18 protein-coding genes are annotated in these 16505 nt (G+C 41.8%); 13 read left to right on the top strand and 5 right to left on the bottom strand.

Going from position 1 to position 16505, the window contains the following annotated elements:
* Positions 1–309 precede the first annotated feature (309 nt).
* The 6 genes from VE944_RS29140 (at position 310) to VE944_RS29115 (ending at position 5051) form a co-directional block, all read left to right on the top strand.
* A complete protein-coding gene (locus tag VE944_RS29140; RefSeq protein ID WP_324985693.1) occupies positions 310–753 on the top strand; it encodes a hypothetical protein in 444 nt (147 codons plus the stop codon).
* A gap of 12 nt (positions 754–765) precedes the next feature.
* On the top strand, positions 766–951 hold the full coding sequence (locus tag VE944_RS29135) for a hypothetical protein (protein WP_414690171.1): 186 nt from the start codon (positions 766–768) through the stop codon (positions 949–951).
* A gap of 36 nt (positions 952–987) precedes the next feature.
* A complete protein-coding gene (locus VE944_RS29130) occupies positions 988–2505 on the top strand; it encodes an aminotransferase class I/II-fold pyridoxal phosphate-dependent enzyme (protein ID WP_324985690.1) in 1518 nt (505 codons plus the stop codon).
* An 80-nt stretch (positions 2506–2585) separates the two neighbouring features.
* Positions 2586–3605, top strand: coding sequence for an ABC transporter ATP-binding protein (locus VE944_RS29125; RefSeq protein ID WP_324985687.1), 1020 nt, complete (start codon positions 2586–2588; stop codon positions 3603–3605).
* A gap of 123 nt (positions 3606–3728) precedes the next feature.
* Positions 3729–4616 (top strand): ABC transporter permease, encoded by an 888-nt coding sequence (locus tag VE944_RS29120; RefSeq protein ID WP_324985684.1) that lies wholly within the window; start codon positions 3729–3731, stop codon positions 4614–4616.
* Between the two features lie 36 nt (positions 4617–4652).
* Positions 4653–5051 carry a hypothetical protein gene (locus VE944_RS29115; RefSeq protein ID WP_324985681.1) on the top strand — a complete coding sequence of 133 codons (399 nt, stop codon included), beginning with the start codon at positions 4653–4655 and terminating at the stop codon, positions 5049–5051.
* A gap of 77 nt (positions 5052–5128) precedes the next feature.
* Here the strand turns inward: VE944_RS29115 and VE944_RS29110 are convergent, their stop codons facing one another.
* A complete protein-coding gene (locus tag VE944_RS29110; protein ID WP_196527560.1) occupies positions 5129–5566 on the bottom strand; it encodes a peroxiredoxin in 438 nt (145 codons plus the stop codon).
* Between the two features lie 195 nt (positions 5567–5761).
* Between VE944_RS29110 and VE944_RS29105 the strand changes: the two genes are divergently transcribed.
* The 5 genes from VE944_RS29105 to VE944_RS29085 all read left to right on the top strand — a co-directional run bounded on the left by VE944_RS29105 (position 5762) and on the right by VE944_RS29085 (position 8762).
* Entirely contained in the window at positions 5762–6163 is a 402-nt protein-coding gene (locus VE944_RS29105; protein WP_324985676.1) for an Npun_F0494 family protein, read from the top strand.
* A gap of 296 nt (positions 6164–6459) precedes the next feature.
* Positions 6460–7938, top strand: a complete 1479-nt coding sequence (cobQ, locus tag VE944_RS29100; protein ID WP_324985673.1) for a cobyric acid synthase CobQ — start codon at positions 6460–6462, stop codon at positions 7936–7938.
* Positions 7939–8023: 85 nt separating this feature from the next.
* Entirely contained in the window at positions 8024–8260 is a 237-nt protein-coding gene (locus tag VE944_RS29095; RefSeq protein ID WP_324985670.1) for a 2Fe-2S iron-sulfur cluster-binding protein, read from the top strand.
* Positions 8261–8338: 78 nt separating this feature from the next.
* Complete coding sequence (locus tag VE944_RS29090; RefSeq protein WP_324985667.1) at positions 8339–8512, top strand: type II toxin-antitoxin system HicA family toxin; 174 nt, start codon at positions 8339–8341, stop codon at positions 8510–8512.
* A 31-nt stretch (positions 8513–8543) separates the two neighbouring features.
* On the top strand, positions 8544–8762 hold the full coding sequence (locus VE944_RS29085; RefSeq protein WP_324985663.1) for a type II toxin-antitoxin system HicB family antitoxin: 219 nt from the start codon (positions 8544–8546) through the stop codon (positions 8760–8762).
* 292 nt (positions 8763–9054) lie between these two features.
* Here the strand turns inward: VE944_RS29085 and VE944_RS29080 are convergent, their stop codons facing one another.
* The 4 genes from VE944_RS29080 to VE944_RS29065 form a co-directional block, all read right to left on the bottom strand.
* On the bottom strand, positions 9055–9498 hold the full coding sequence (locus VE944_RS29080; RefSeq protein WP_324985660.1) for an SRPBCC family protein: 444 nt from the start codon (positions 9496–9498) through the stop codon (positions 9055–9057).
* 66 nt (positions 9499–9564) lie between these two features.
* The gene (gene zds, locus VE944_RS29075; RefSeq protein ID WP_324985657.1) at positions 9565–11004 is read right to left on the bottom strand and encodes a 9,9'-di-cis-zeta-carotene desaturase; all 1440 of its coding nucleotides are present in this window, start codon (positions 11002–11004) and stop codon (positions 9565–9567) included.
* A 274-nt stretch (positions 11005–11278) separates the two neighbouring features.
* On the bottom strand, positions 11279–11455 hold the full coding sequence (locus VE944_RS29070) for a ribbon-helix-helix domain-containing protein (RefSeq protein ID WP_324985654.1): 177 nt from the start codon (positions 11453–11455) through the stop codon (positions 11279–11281).
* 2139 nt (positions 11456–13594) lie between these two features.
* Positions 13595–15226, bottom strand: a complete 1632-nt coding sequence (locus VE944_RS29065; protein ID WP_324985651.1) for a DUF6930 domain-containing protein — start codon at positions 15224–15226, stop codon at positions 13595–13597.
* Positions 15227–15554: 328 nt separating this feature from the next.
* On the opposite strand from VE944_RS29065, the gene VE944_RS29060 reads away from it, so the two are divergent.
* Both VE944_RS29060 and VE944_RS29055 read left to right on the top strand, forming a co-directional pair.
* Positions 15555–15911: an iron-sulfur cluster assembly accessory protein gene (locus VE944_RS29060; RefSeq protein WP_012407303.1), complete on the top strand. Its 357-nt coding sequence runs from the start codon at positions 15555–15557 to the stop codon at positions 15909–15911.
* 79 nt (positions 15912–15990) lie between these two features.
* Positions 15991–16413 carry a tetratricopeptide repeat protein gene (locus VE944_RS29055; RefSeq protein WP_324985645.1) on the top strand — a complete coding sequence of 141 codons (423 nt, stop codon included), beginning with the start codon at positions 15991–15993 and terminating at the stop codon, positions 16411–16413.
* The last annotated feature ends 92 nt before the right edge of the window (positions 16414–16505 follow it).

Below are 16505 nucleotides of genomic sequence, written 5' to 3'. Positions count from 1 at the left end.
ATTTGATGATAGGGCCTCATCTAGTCAGCCATGCAGGACTTACGGATTTTAGCGCAAGCATAGCATTCTGCGTAACGAGTCTCTTCTTTCTCTGTGTCCTTTGCGCCTCTGCGTGCAATACCAATTTTTCTCAATCCTGAGCAGTAAACCAAAACTTTTTTTCTAAAGGGTAAACGCTAATAATCTGCTACGTATACAAAGTTATATAGCCTTTCCTAATAACATAAGGTACATCATATAGGACTCCTATTTGATTTCTGAACGGATTTTAGAGATAAATCCTTGCTGGATATGCATTTAAGTCTCAGTATGTTTTCAAAATTCAAACCGGATTCCTATAGTCCCCTCTCGAAGAACCTACGGTGTACACACAAGCCTTTTCGTCCAGAACACAAGTCCTTTCGTCCAGAACACAAGTCCATTCGTTCAGAACACAAGTCCATTCGTCCAGAATACAAGTCCATTCGTCCAGAATACAAGTCCATTCGTTCAGAACACAAGTCCATTCGTCCAGAATACAAGTCCATTCGTTCAGAACACAAGTCCATTCGTCCAGAATACAAGTCCATTCGTCCAGAATACAAGTCCATTCGTCCAGAACACAAGTCTATTCGTCCAGAACACAAGTCCTTTCGTTCAGAACACAAGCCTTTTCGTCCAGAACACAAGCCTTTTTGTTCAGAACACAAGCCTTTTTGTTCAGAACACAAGTCCTTTCGTCCAGAACACAAGTCCTTTTGTCCAGAACATTAACGGTAATATAATATTCCTCTACTTGTAGATGAGGCACACGGCGCCCACTTTGCCTTTCATCCAGAATTACCCACTCCAGCCTTAGCCGCAGGTGCTGATTTAACTGTACAATCCATCCACAAAGTACTTGGTGCAATGACACAAGCATCAATGCTGCACATCCAAGGTAATAGGATTGATTGCGATTTGTTTTTTTAATTACGAATTACGAATTACGAATTACGAATTATTTTAATGCTCAATCAAAACCAAACACCTTTATTAGATGCCTTAAAAGCCAATGCAGCAAGACTCCATGCACCTTTTTACACCCCAGGACATAAACAAGGTGAGGGAATTTCTCAACCCTTGGCTGACTTATTTGGTAAAGCCGTTTTTCGCGCTGATTTAACCGAATTAGCAGATTTAGATAATCTGTTTGCACCCCAAGGTGTTATTCAAGAAGCACAACAACTAGCAGCAGCAGCTTTTGGCGCTTCACAAACATGGTTCCTTGTCAATGGTTCTACCTGTGGCATTGAAGCAGCAATTCTGGCTACCTGTGGCACAGGCGATAAAATTATTCTGCCTCGCAATGTTCATTCTTCTGCGATCGCTGGTTTAATTCTTTCCGGTGCAATCCCAATTTTTCTTAATCCTGAATACGATCCAGTTTTAGATATTGCCCACAGCATTACACCCAACGCTGTAGAATCTGCACTACAACAACATCCAGACGCTAAAGCAGTGTTGACAGTTTACCCAACATATTACGGCGTTTGTGGAAATTTGAGTGCGATCGCCAGCATTACACATCAATATAATATTCCTCTACTTGTAGATGAGGCACACGGCGCTCACTTTGCCTTTCATCCAGAATTACCCACTCCAGCCTTAGCCGTAGGTGCTGATTTAACTGTACAATCCATCCACAAAGTACTTGGTGCAATGACACAGGCATCGATGTTGCATATTCAAGGTGACAGGATAGATTGCGATCGCATCAGTAAAGCTTTGCAACTCGTACAATCTACCAGTCCTAGTTATTTACTTTTAGCTTCTTTAGATGCAGCGCGTCAGCAAATGGCACTCCACGGAAAAATGCTGATGTCTCGCACTTTGCAACTTGCTAATGAAGCTAGAACAAAAATTAGTCAAATTCCTGGATTATCTGTCTTACAAATTCTGAGCAAGCCTTATCAAGGGGGGTTGGGGGGATCTTCTTCTATAGGTGGGTTAGGAGGATCTCTTGGCTTTGTGGCTTTAGACGAAACGCGATTAACTGTCACTGTTTCTGGTTTAGGTTTAACCGGATTTGAGGCAGATGAAATTCTGGATGAAAAATTTGCTGTCACCGCCGAATTCGCTTCACTGCAACATCTCACCTTTATCATTAGTTTGGGCAACACCCCAGCCGATATTGAGCAACTGGTACAAAGTTTTACTACTCTTGCCAAAGAATATCGCCGAACCAACTTAACTGTTAAAAGCGATCTTTGGCAGGATGTTTTCACTACAAAGTGCCATCCTTTACATTTTTCTCCCCGTGAAGCCTTTTTTGCTGTAAGTGAAATATTACCTTTGATACAGACTAATCAACGCATCTGTGCTGAAATCGTCTGTCCCTATCCCCCAGGAATTCCTGTATTAATGCCGGGAGAAGTCATCACCAAACCCGTCCTTGACTATCTGCAACAAATTCAGGTGATGGGAGGACTTATCACCGGTTGCAATGACACAAGCTTCAAAACTTTGAAAGTGCTGAAAATTTAATTTTTGTCCTCCCAAGACTCTTCACCTTCTACAATAAAGATAGACTTTATTGAGATTTGTATAGTTGGGGATAAGCTGTCATGGCTCCCGCCGTTTTCATTCAAAATTTGCAAAAACGTTACGGTACAGTAGTTGCCGTCCAAGATGTTTCCTTTCAGGTAGAACCAGGAGAAATTTTTGGTTTACTTGGCCCCAACGGTGCTGGGAAAACTACTACCTTGCGTGCTTTATGTACACTCACCACACCGGATGCTGGCAAAATTGAAGTATCTGGCATCTCTGTCTTAGATAATCCGAAACTGGCAAGACAACGACTAGGCTACGTAGCTCAAGAAGTCGCTATAGATAAGGTGCTGACTGGAAGAGAACTGCTGCAACTGCAAGCTGCACTTTATCACCTCCCAGGCGCAGTAGCCAAACAGCGCATTGAGACTGTATTAGATTTACTTGGTTTGCAAGAATACGCCAATAAAAAAACAGGAACCTATTCCGGTGGTTTACGCAAGCGCCTAGACTTGGCTGCTGGGTTACTCCATTCACCGGATGTTTTGGTTTTAGATGAGCCAACAGTAGGGCTTGACATAGAAACCCGATTTGTGGTGTGGGATTTCCTGAGAAAATTACGCGCCTCTGGGACGACGGTAGTAATTACCAGCCATTACTTAGAAGAGGTTGACGCTTTAGCCGATCGCGTGGCAATTATAGATCGCGGCGTTGTAATTGCTGCTGGGACACCTTCACAATTGAAAGATCAAGTAGGGGGCGATCGCATCACTTTGCGAATCCGCGAGTTTTCCCCCATTGAAGAAGCAGAAAAAGCTAAAAACCTCTTGCAACCTTTGCCGTTTGTGCAAGAAGTGATCATCAACAGCGCTCAAGGTAATTCCCTCAACTTAGTAGTGACACCTCAGAACGATGTTCTAATCAACATACAGCAAGCGCTAAATACTGCTGGCTTACCCATATTTGGCATAGCCCAATCTCGCCCCAGCCTCGATGATGTTTACCTCGCCGCTACAGGGCGCACACTGATGGATGCAGAACTAGCAGCCGTTGCCACTCGCGATCCTAAAGCTGAGAAAAAGCAGAATATGAGATAGGGGCTGGGGACTGGGTACTGGGGACTGGGAACTGGGAAAGAGTTTTGCTAATCCCCAATCCCCAATCCCCAATCCCCAATCCCCAATCCCCAATCCCTAATCCCCAATCCCCAATCCCCAATCATGAGCGTTACTCCTAAATCTGATATCAATTGGCAGCCGTTAGCATCACCACAAGCAGATGCTAATACTGCACCTAACTTTTTCGGTGAATTGGTACAAGAGACGTTGGCTTTAACTCGTCGCTTGTTTATTCAGTTACAACGGCGTCCCTCCACATTGGTTGCCGGAATTATTCAGCCGGTGATGTGGTTGGTGCTATTTGGTGCTTTATTTCAAAATGCCCCCAAGGGATTGTTCGGCAGTACGACAAATTACGGTCAATTTTTGGCTGCTGGAGTAATTGTGTTTACAGCCTTTGCTGGGGCGCTGAATGCTGGTTTGCCCGTAATGTTTGATCGCGAGTTCGGCTTTTTGAATCGTTTGCTGGTAGCACCGTTAGCATCGCGCTTTTCCATTGTCTTTGCTTCGGCAATCTTTATCATCAGCCAAAGTTTGTTGCAAGCAGCTGTAATTGTTGCAGCAGCAGCGTTTATTGGGGCTGGACTACCAGATGCAACGGGTTTATTTGCGATCGCTCTAATAGTCTTTCTCTTAGCTTTGGGTGTAACAGCCATCTCCCTCGGTTTGGCTTTCGCTCTACCCGGACACATTGAATTGATTGCAGTGATTTTCGTCACTAACCTACCATTATTGTTTGCGAGTACTGCTTTGGCACCTCTATCCTTCATGCCTCAGTGGTTGCAGGTTGTAGCTACCCTAAATCCTCTCAGCTATGCGATCGAACCCATTCGCTATCTGTATCTCCACAGTAGTTGGGAACTAAGTAGCGTAGTCATGCAAGCTCCTTGGGGTGATGTTACCTTCGGGGGAGCGTTGCTGGTATTGTTTAGCTTTGCCGTTGTCGCCTTACTGAGTATTCAACCGCAACTACGGCGAACTCTTGCTTAAAGAGCTAAAATAGAGCAATTTTAGGGTCAAAATCCCATGAAAAAATCATTTTTACAAATTCCTAGACTCTTTGTGGCTACCCTAGCAGGAATTAGCTTTGCTTCCTTGCTGATGGCTCAACCAAGTTCGGCTCAAGTCAGCAGCCCAGCCGATGCTTTTCCCAGTAATAGTACAACTGACCAAAATACCGATCCCTTCTCCCGTTCAAACTCAGACAACTTCAACATGTTTGATCTGATTCATCGGGCGAATTTCGGGACTCTTAACTGGAACTCTAACCAACAGAACGAACAACTAGATTCAGCCGCAGAAGCTTTTAAAGCAAGACAACAAAAACTAATTCAAGGCCAACAACAGGAAGCAAACCCCAGTTTGCCATCGTTTACACTACCATCAGCTACGCCGCCATCGGTTACACCACAATCAGGTAACTGAATTCAAGCAAAGAACCCCAAGCCTCTAGAGGCTCGGGGCTGAGACTATTTAAAAACCCTTAATTATTAGGTAAAAAACTACAGCCCAAGTGTAGCTAAAACATCGCTAGCATGGGTGGTGGTATTTACACTAGTGTCAACATGGGTAATTTTGCCGTTGGGATCAATTACGTAGGTGACGCGCTTGGCATAACCACCGCCATCCACATCGAAAGCTGTGATGAGGGATTTGTCGGTGTCAGCCAGTAGGGGAAAATTCAAATCATATTTTTGGGTGAATGCTTGATGGGAGACTTCATCATCAGCACTGACTCCCAAGATTACAATATCTTTACCTTGATATTGAGCCTGGGCATCCCGAAAACTACAGGCTTGTTTGGTGCAACCTGGCGTGTCATCTTTGGGGTAAAAATACAAAACAACCGTCTTTCCCCTTAAATCAGATAGCGAGACTGTGTTGCCCTTTGTATCTTTGGCGGTAAATGCAGGTGCATCCGTACCAACTGCTAGAGGCATAATTAACCTTTCCTATTTCAGATTGTTGATGCACTTGAAATTTTACATTAATTTATAATCATTAAATATAATTACTAAAAAATAGCATAACTATACTTTAGGTAAGTAATTTTTGCTTAAATGAGGTAGTTGCTATAAGTAAAAATATATTCTTATATTAATTTTTATAAGAAGAAAAATTACTACCCATATACAATGCCTGCTGTTGATTCCCAAAACCCAAATATTTTTGTCTATCCTCAAAGCACAGTAGAGAGAGCCGAGCGATCGCTAGTGTGTTCACCCTTCAATTTATCTTTATTTGAAGTCATGGGACACGAGAGTGTGTCATTAACTGCGATCGCACAAAATGGCCTCAAGCAGGGCTACACTAAAGGCCCTTTATCAGAATTAGCCTGTGACAACGCCTTGGGCTGGCTGATCCAAGTGGGTGTATTACGCCGCGAAGTTGATGGTCAGGGGATTACAGATAGTTTTCGCCTCACTCCCTTGGGTCGCCAGTTGGTAGAACAATATCAGGGAAAAAATTGGCGGACACCTTCATGGCGCGATCGTTTATCTGATGCTGTGATTCGTTGGTTACGGATACCTTTTTAGAATAAAAAACTAAAAAGTTAGGATTAGGGAATCCAAGGGAACAATATATACGGAAACGTCACATCTATTCATGAAGGCTTTACCATAATCATCTAATTGAAATTTCTGATGGTACTGGTAAAGAGATGAGGCACAAGATAAGGGTAATGCTCTTGTAAGGGGGATAGATTATACAGGAATTCTCCTCCTGTTCTCTACTCCCTACTCCCCTGTTTTTTAACTGATGGACGGATTGCCATATAATTGTTAACTCCTAAAAATTCACCCTGTATCCTGAAAACTAACTAATAACAACTATGAAATCAATTATGGTGGTGGGGACAACATCCCATGCAGGGAAATCACTTTTAACTACAGCTATTTGTCGCATTCTGTCACGGCGTGGCTGGCGAGTGGCTCCCTTTAAAGGTCAAAATATGGCTTTAAATGCTTATGTCACTGCCAATGGTGGAGAGATTGGCTATGCCCAAGCAGTGCAAGCTTGGGCGGCGGGAGTTGTACCTTGGGTAGAAATGAACCCAATTTTACTCAAACCTCAAGGGGATATGACTTCCCAAGTAATTATCAAAGGCAGGTCTGTTGGTAAAGTTAGTGCCTCAGATTACTACGAGCAATATTTTGAACTGGGGTGGCGGACAATTGAAGAATCGCTACAGCATTTAGGAACAGAATTTGACATGGTGGTTTGTGAAGGTGCCGGTAGTCCAGCAGAGATTAACCTTAAGCACCGTGACTTAACTAATATGCGAGTGGCAAAACATTTAAATGCGCCAACGATGTTAGTAGTGGATATTGATCGAGGTGGTGCTTTTGCCCATGTCGTTGGAACCTTAGAGTTATTAGAACCAGATGAACGTGCCTTAATTAAGGGTATAGTAATTAACAAGTTTCGAGGACAGCGATCGCTCCTAGATCCGGGGATAAAATGGTTAGAAGAACGCACAGGTATCCCCGTTGTTGGTGTTATACCTTACTTACAACAAGTTTTTCCAGCAGAAGACTCCCTTGATTTGCTAGAACGTGAATCCCATAAAGGTCAAACTGACCTCAACATTACCGTCATTCGCTTACCCAGAATTGCCAATTTCACCGACTTTGACCCACTCGAATCAGAAAGCACTGTTTCAGTAAAATATCTCAGTCCAAAGCAAGATTTAGGACATCCTGATGCCGTAATTCTTCCAGGGACAAAGACCACAATTGCTGATTTGCTACTGCTGCAAAAAAGCGGTATGGCAGAAGCTATCCAACACTATGCTGCTTCTGGTGGAACGGTTTTAGGTATCTGCGGTGGCTATCAAATGCTCGGTCAAATCATCGCTGATCCAGAAGGGATAGAGGGACAAGCAGGCAGGTATCAAGGGTTAAATCTTTTACCAATCAGAACTGTAATTACTGGACAAAAAATCGCCCGCCAGCGCCAAGTTAGCTCGAACTATCCGCAACAGGGCTTGCCAGTAAATGGCTTTGAAATTCACCAGGGGCGATCGCGCATCGAACAGCAAGGTATAGATCCTCAATCGTACCATGCCCTATTTGACGATATTAATTTAGGGTTAGTGGATAGTTGTCAATCAGTCTGGGGAAGTTACCTCCACGGGCTTTTTGACAATGGCCCTTGGCGACGCGCTTGGTTAAATCGCCTCCGTCAACAGCGCGGTTTAAAATCTTTGCCCACCGGAGTTGCCAACTACCGGGAACAGCGAGAGCAGATTTTGGACTCCCTAGCCACTGAAGTAGAAAGCCATTTAGACTTAACTCCATTTTTGTCTTAAGCTAAGTGCATAAAAATCGCACATTTTTTCGCTCACAGTGTCATTAGTCATTTGCTAATGACCAATGACCAATGACTAATGACCAATGATTGTTCGTATCCGCTTTTTACCAGATGATGTCACAGTAGATGCCGAAGTGGGAGAAGCCCTATTAGATGTAGCAGATCGGGCTGGGGTATTTATTCCCACCGGTTGTCTGATGGGGTCTTGTCACGCTTGCACTGTCGAATTAGAGGATGGAGAGATCATCCGCGCTTGTATCACCGCAGTACCACCACGCGAGAAATTGACGATTAATTTGTTTAGCGATCCAACTTGGTAATATTGCCCCTGTTATTGACAAGCAAGAAACTTTAACCCATTGTTTCTTACTGTGGCGATCGCATTTTTTAATAAATTAATGCCAAAGAAAATCCGGGAACTGAAGCAAATGCTTTCCCAAGTAGGTTTTACAGAAGTCCCAGGAAAAGGAAGTCATACTAACTGGGTGCATCCCCTCTATAGTGGAAAAATCACGATTTCAGGCAAAGACGGAGCAGATGCTAAACGCTACCAAGAGAAAGAAGTGAAATAGGCAATTGAGGAAGTGGAAAAGAAAGAAAAAGATGAGTAAGCTTAAGTACCAAATGGTTATTCAGTGGTCTGAAGAAGATAATTGCTTCTTGGTAGGATTCCCTGATTTTCAAGGGCAACGCTGGCGGACTCATGGGGATACTTACGAGTTAGCTGTGGCAAATGGAATTGAAGCTTTAGAGTCTCTAATTATTGCTTACGAAGCTGTAGGTGATCCACTTCCAGAACCAACAGTAAGTAGAGTGCGTTAACGCGATTGAGTAGGTAGTAACTAATGCTGAACAATGTTGCGCGATCGCGGGTTATTTTGTATTTAAAAAATCCATATTTTCCATATTAGACAGTAAGAAACTTTTATACATTGTTTCCTACTGCCTGTTTTTCCTATCTATGGGAACTCCAAAAAATAAATTATTCAATTTTTGGAATCAAAATAATTTTTCTTCCCCCTGCTCCCCTGCCCTAAAAGCGTACCCTTTGGGGATCTTGCTACGCGTAGCGTCCCGCAGGGATGGGATATTTTTTTATTTGGAAGTCCCTATATCAATTAGCTTTAACATTCAGCGCGTATTCTTTAAACCTTTCCAAATCAGCTTGAATTGTCGATTCAACTACCCGCCCCAAAAACAAGTTATCCATAATTTTGCCAATAATGCCGGGAATAGCGTAGGAAACAGTCATTTTGACAATACTACTATTGTTGCGATCATAAAAGCGAATCGCTCCCTGATTTGGCAAGCCATCAATCGATTCCCATTGGATAATTTGGTTGGGAATAACTTTGAGAATTCGAGATTTCCAAGTAAATTCTAGACTGCCCGTCTTCAGTTTCCAAAGAGATATATCTGGATTATCTGGCGGAATTTTCACCGAATCAATCCACTTCATCCACCGGGGCATTTGCTCTAAATCAGCCCAAAGGCTCCATACTAAATCTATGGGAGCCTCTACTTCTACCTGCACAGTATGCTCTAACCAATCTGACATTCTCTCTTCTTCCTTCTCTTTGAGATGCTTTACGTAACTTGCTTCTTTGCAGGAGTACGCGGTTAGTTATCTCTTCAAACTCTCCAAAATCACCTTTGCTGCCCGCCGTCCAGAAATAGTAGCACCTTCCATGCTGTCGATGTAATCTTGCTGAGTATAACTCCCTGCAAGGAAGAAATTATCTACTGGTGTCTTTTGGTTGGGACGGTATGCATCCATCCCTGGCGCTTCCCGGTAGAGAGATTGAGCAAGTTTTACCACAGTGTACCAAGTCATATTTAACTCGCGCGACGAGGGAAACAGTTCATGCACTTGCTTGAGGACATGCTGTGCGATCGCTTCATTACTTTGTGCAATAAACGGATCTCCCGGTGTCAGCACCAGTTGTAACAATGAACCTTGTCCTGGGCGATAATAATTAGCAGGGCTAGTCAACGCCAAATCAGCAAAACAAGAAAAGTCAGCATCGGCTGTGTACAGCAAATTATCAATTCCAGCCGCGTGATTTAGTTGTTTACGTTGCTCTCCATCGTTCAGTTCAGTTACCCAACCATCGAAACGTAACTGTACTGTAGCCACTGGCACTGCATCTAGTTTGTAAATATTGTCAAATTCTGACCACTTACGCCACTCGTGCGGTAGGATGCGTTGAATTCCTGGAACATCACAGGCAAAGACATAAGCATCAGCAGTTATAGTTTCTAATGTATCACCTTGGGCAACTACTATACCAGTGACGCGGGTTTGTTCCTCTAACTCAGTAAATTGAATTTCCCGAACTTGCCGACGCGTGTAAACTTTCGTGCCTCTGACTTCTAAATACTCCAGAATGGGCTTGTGTAAATACTCATGGGGAGAACCTTCCAGCATTCGCAAAACTGAAGCTTCAGTTCGGACTGCAAATAACTGGAATATCGTTAACATACAACGGGCAGACATATTTTCGCAATCAATAAATCCCAATGCGTAGGCAATGGGATTCCATAAGCGTTTGATGCTGCCATTACTGCCACCGTGACTGCGAAACCAGTCGGCAAAGCTGATTTTATCTAAGTTGCGGATGGTTTTCATCGCCCCGTTAAAGTCTACCAACCCGCGAACTATGGGACTAGTACCCAAAGCGATCGCATTTTGCAGTTTATCTTGTAACGATAGTTGGGAAGTCGTGAAAAATGCCTTTAAGCCATTGAAAGGCGCACCTGTAAAGAAGCGAAAATCTAAACCACCAGTGCGCCCTCCTTTATTAATAAAAGTGTGGGTATGTTCTTTGAGGCGTAAGTTTTCTAACACCCCCACTTTCTTCATTAAGTCAAATAGTTGGTAGTAGCAGCCGAAAAATACATGCAAACCCATTTCTATATGGTTGCCATCGCCATCAACCCAACTGCCAACTTTACCACCCACAAACGGACGAGACTCAAAAATCTCTACTTCACAACCAGCATCAGTTAAATCTACTGCGGTTGCTAGCCCAGCCAGTCCCGCACCTACGATTGCAACACGCATTCCGTCGTTCCTTTTCAGTTTCTTTACAGATTGTAACTGGGTTGGTGTCGGAATTTGCTACTTAATATCAACTTCACCAGCATATTAAAGCATCGTAATTTCGATACTAAAATCTTTTTGATCGCTCGTTTTAATCCCGGCAATTGACCAGACGCGAGAAAAACGCGTCTGTATCAGCTAGACAAACTCTTGTCCATAGCGGCAGACTCAAAAAAATATCATAGCTATTTTTTGGTAACAAAGCAGTTATCTGGTTAGCCGTAAAAGTAACTTCTTACTTGTTTACATCTTTATCGTCATCGGAGACAGGCAAACTTCTAATCAGTTCGCGAATCACATCGGTTGCGGGTCTACCTGTTTGTTCACAATATTTTTCTAGCTTTTCCGCTTCCTGTGTTGCAAGATTAACAGTTATACGTTTAACAGCCCATTTTTTGTTTGTCATTATCATGTTATCTGCTGGATATTTAGATCGTCGAAAAATTCTAAATTAAAGAGGGAACCGATAAGGTTATCAGAATTTGTCTCACGAAACAAGTAATATTATTAATATTAAAAATGTTCGTTTTGTCAAAGTATTCATCATTTCCTAAAAAAAATAAAAAACTACACTTTATTTGTTAGTCTTATGACAGGATAAAGACCACATAGTTGCTTTTGAAGATAATAACGCTACTAACATCATGAGTAAAGCCTGACAATGAAATTTCATAAACGAATTTGAGACACCTATTGTTGACTCAATCAAGATTTCCAAATTTATTCTCCATCGGAAATACTTGACCTTATCTCTTAACCAAGTTTGCCAAACCCACTTGGAGAGAACATCTCACATAACACTAGAAAATAAAGCTTCAGAATCATTACCATACTGAAATGCTTTCTAACAGGCGGGTTACAATGTCTATAGAGGTTGTGAATAATCACTTAAAATTAGGCAAATAAACGCTTGCTCTAAAACAAACACCTATCTGAACCCATTACTGTAACCACGAAGTTAATAGCTACTTCAACGTTTATGAATTTTGGCTATCTGGATCAAGCTAATTGCTTCTTTGCGCCAAAATAGTAACTACCAAAAAGAGTATAATCCTCAGTTTTCTGGGTGTAAATAGCTGAGTTGTTTGGTAAATTTTAACAGCATTATCTGTAATTTTACACAGATAGATGCTCTCTAAACAGATATGGTGTTAGTTGACTGTTGCCGATGACAATATTTTATTTTTGCTTCATGCTTTTAGACTAACTCGCCGTAAAAATAGGATGCAATCTGAGATGTGTTTTATCTTCTCTCTAGCGAAATAGTTTTTCTTAGAGTCAGTGCTTTGTTTCCCATTCATAGTATGTATCTATTGAAAGATTAAACAAACTATTTTTTTTAATTTTTTGCGCCATAAATTAGGCAGTACATTTTTCACACTTAAAAAATAAATTACTGCTAATATACTTTGGATTTGCAAACATTTATTATTTAGTAAGTTTACCCATAAAAGCAATTGTATGTTCCGTATTTTTTAAATTATGTATTCATTATAGCTATTGTTTATATACTTTAAATAATCTTTATTTAGGGACTAAATAAATTCATTCTCATGCTTTATAAAAAAATTACAAAGAAAAAGATATATTCTGGGATTTTTTTTAATTAAATTAATACATAACAAGATGAAAAACTCAGAAAATGGTTAAAAACATATTTCGGTATCTAAGTACGTCACCTAGATTTTATTAAACAGAACTTTGTAGAGAAATTTTTAGCCCTTTGTACTGATTTATACTGGTAAATATTCATATAAAATTACTTAAAAAATTTCAAAATATACCTACTTCATGAAATTAATGTAAAATTAGCTTCTAATCTTTGGTCATCTACTTGCTGTTGATATATAGCAAAATTCAGAGAGAACTCTGAGCTAAAGGAAAATCCAGAGCGGAGATTTTCTCCGCTCTGGATTTTTCAATCTTTGGCTTTCTTAGAATCGGAAGTTTGAAGAGTTAAAAAGCAATACGCTTGGGTTGTAGCAAGATCCCCGTAGGGGTACGAAGTGAAACCCAACAAATGCCCGAAAATGTAGGTTTACCCTGCGTGAAACCCCTTTGGGTCTACGTTCCTCAATCCAACCTACGCAAATTTATTTTTCTGGCTTAACCCAAGCCTATTGAGTTAAAAAGAGGAAAGGGGACAGGGGAAACCCCATACATAAATTTATGGCTGCTGTAACAAAGACGCATTATTTCTTGTGAAAAGATCGCCCACAAAGGTTGAGGTATATACAAATGCAAAAATCCTAAGTACTTTTTACTTTACTTAGGACTCAGCTTGTAAAAAGAAGAATGGTCAACCTTAAAAGATAAAGCTTTCCCTTTTTCTTCTGACGAATGCAGTTTTAGTCAATATGTAAATCAAATACCCATCAACTTACAGCACTTTGCAAGAAAGTGAGGTACAAAATGCAAAATTCACGCATCAGATATAAAGACTTTGTACCTCCTGCTTCAAAACCCGTAGCTTTATACTTCATGCAAAGGAAAACTGCTGTAATTTGTCATAAGTACAATTTGAGATTGAGGATTGAGGCAATTCGTGCAACTATTCAAATTTAAGTTGGGGCATCAGTTGAAGAGTGCCAATACCTAAATCTTTAGGTGAAAGCGATCGCGCTTCAAACAAAGCCATCATATCTCGTAACTGAGGATTGCCACGGGAAGCTCCGGTTAGCCCTTTGGCAATGATTAAACCACAGTAGCCCTTAGTATTTTTACAGCGCTGATTCCATTTTTTGCGGGCTTCTACATGAATAGGATCTTCATCTAAAAATTCCCCAAATAGGAACAATTCCCCATTTTGAGTTTGCAATAAACCCAGGTCGTAGCGATCGCCATCGAAAGGATCGGCACCTGGATTAAAGCAAATTGCTCTCAGTCCGCCTATTGCTTCTATTCTTTCAATTACAGTCTTAGCCTTGGGTCGGGAAGTTTGAATTAAAATCACCGGCAAACCGTCACCCACTTGTTTGATTTCACCAGCCGGATGGTAGCTAACCCCTTTACGCAGAGACTCCAACATTTCCCAGGACACCACACCTAAGCTGAGGAAGGAATCTTCTGGTATCAAGTCATCTTGCAATGATTGGAAATTTGGGGAGTCAAGGTTTTCGCTCTCCTCGTCATCGACATCAAAGCCTGCCATTTCCTCTAATTGTGCTGCTAACTGTGGCATGGTAGAGACTGTAACAGGCAGAGATTTAGTTGATTCTTCCGGCTGCGGCAGAGAAATGCGATAGCGACGGCTGAGGGGAGGGAAGATGTCCTCATGAAGCTGGCGACGATGATCGCGAATAAAGCGGATTAAGCTTTCGATTGCAACCAAGATTACAAGTGCTTCTTCGTCATACAAAACAGAACGTAGTCCTTCTAAGGGGTGAATATTACCAAAGGTTGGGTCAATTTCTGATAATGGCAAATCCGCCAAATCACTTTCTTCATCTTCATCGGTTTCGTCACTACTCTCAAAGGTGAGAAATAAGCAATCTTGCTTAAGGAACGCTTCTTCTAAATGCTCCGTTGATTCTTGATCCGTTAAAACGGCGGCGCGAAACTGTTTTAAAGACTCTTCTGAGCGATAAAACAAAATCCCATACTCCATTCCCAGCATTCCCATGACTGAGGCATAGAGTGTGCCAACATCCCACTTATTAATCTCGATTGACAAAATTTGCTGTTCTTCCAAAAATTCCCAAGGTGCTGCTTGCCAAATTGCAAATGCTTTCTCTCGCAAGATTTGTGCATATTGTGGTGGTAAGTCGGGGGTTTGACTATCGAGGATGTCAGCAAACCCGCGAAACAGTTCGTCAATTAAAGGCAGTTCTGGTGCGTAGTCAATGGCAATATCCAAATCTTGCAGCACCCCCCGCAGGTAAAATTGAATCTCGCGGTCTTTGACTACAATTCTTTGAGGTCTAGCAGGTCTTGCCGGACTGTGGGGATGCTCCATTGCTTGCATTAAAGTCCGAACTATTGCTTCTGGGCCGATATCTGAAGCTACCACGTCCATTCCTCGAACCACACCTTGGGAGTAATCTACCCAAAGAATGCATTCTCCCTTTTCCTCATCTGAGTGCTGGTTTGGTGATGACAACGGACGGCGATCGCCCTCCCATACAGAAGGAATTTGAGTTAATTTCTTCAACCGACGACTGGTAGAGCGATTAAAACTTGTCATAGAATAAATTAATCAAAAGAAGCAATTTGGAAGTAGACTTTGGGGGATAGCTAGCCTCGGATTAGGTTTTTATGGCTGCACCTGAAAAATAGTTGCTTCTCAGACTGCCGCCAGACTTGAATTCCAAAAAAACCGAATCTCTAAACACACTGAAGTCTCTCAATTCTAGAATAAAAATGTTTGGCTGCTTTTGACGGAGTGTTTACAATTTGGTATCTAACGGCATCTAAGCCGCTAGAATGAATACAAAAACACTAATGGCAACCTAGAGGCATTAACAAGCCGATATAGGGTAAAGCTTATACTAATTAAGGAGTTGAAAAAGCAGATGACACAAGCAATTCAGTCTCAACAACGCGGAATTCTGTTGAGCGAAGCCGCATTGCACCAGGTAAAATCCCTCCGGGACAAGCAAGGCACAGACTTCTGCTTACGGGTAGGAGTCCGTCAGGGTGGCTGTTCAGGGATGTCTTACATGATGGACTTTGAAGACACTAGCAAGATCACCCCACAGGATGAAGTTTTTGACTATGATGGCTTCAAAATTGTCAGCGATCGTAAGAGTTTATTATATCTCTACGGTTTAATGCTCGATTACAGCGATGCCATGATTGGCGGTGGCTTTCAATTCACTAACCCCAATGCCAATCAAACTTGTGGTTGCGGCAAGTCATTTGGGGTGTAATATTGTCATTTGTCATTTGTCCCTTGTCATTGGACGAAAGACAAATGACTAATAACCAATGACTAATGACTAATGACCAATGACTAATACAGTTGAATCCCTGTTTGATACAGGTTTAGAACGCTATAAAGCAGGAGAAGCAGTAGATTCTTTAATCCCTGTATTTAAAGAAGTGTGCGATCGCGCTCCTAAAACTAGTGCTGCTTGGATTTGTTTGTCCTGGTTATATCTACTCGATAACAAACCCAATTTGGCTTACAAAGCTGCACAGAAAGCAGTCAAATTAAATCCACAAGACCCACAAGCTAGAGTCAATCTGTCCTTAGCAATGCTGGAAACAGGTCAAAAAGGTTTACGAGAACATATTGACATAGCACAGCAGCTAATTTTTGTCAATGAAGAATGGCGCGATGAAATAAAAACCAGTATTCAAGATGGTTTAAGTAGAAAACCAGATTGGCAGAGTTTGACAAAAGTCAAAAATTGGCTGTTTGAAGAATAAGGATGGGGAGTCGGGAGTCGGGAGTCGGGAGTGGGGGAACAAAGAGAAATTATTGAATAAGTCTTCTCCCTTGTCTACCTAGTCTTTTATTA

Source organism: Nostoc sp. (assembly GCF_035638895.1).
Taxonomy (GTDB): Bacteria; Cyanobacteriota; Cyanobacteriia; order Cyanobacteriales; family Nostocaceae; genus Nostoc.
Note: the sequence above shows the minus strand (reverse complement) of the source record. Positions and strands in the feature narration are given on the sequence as shown.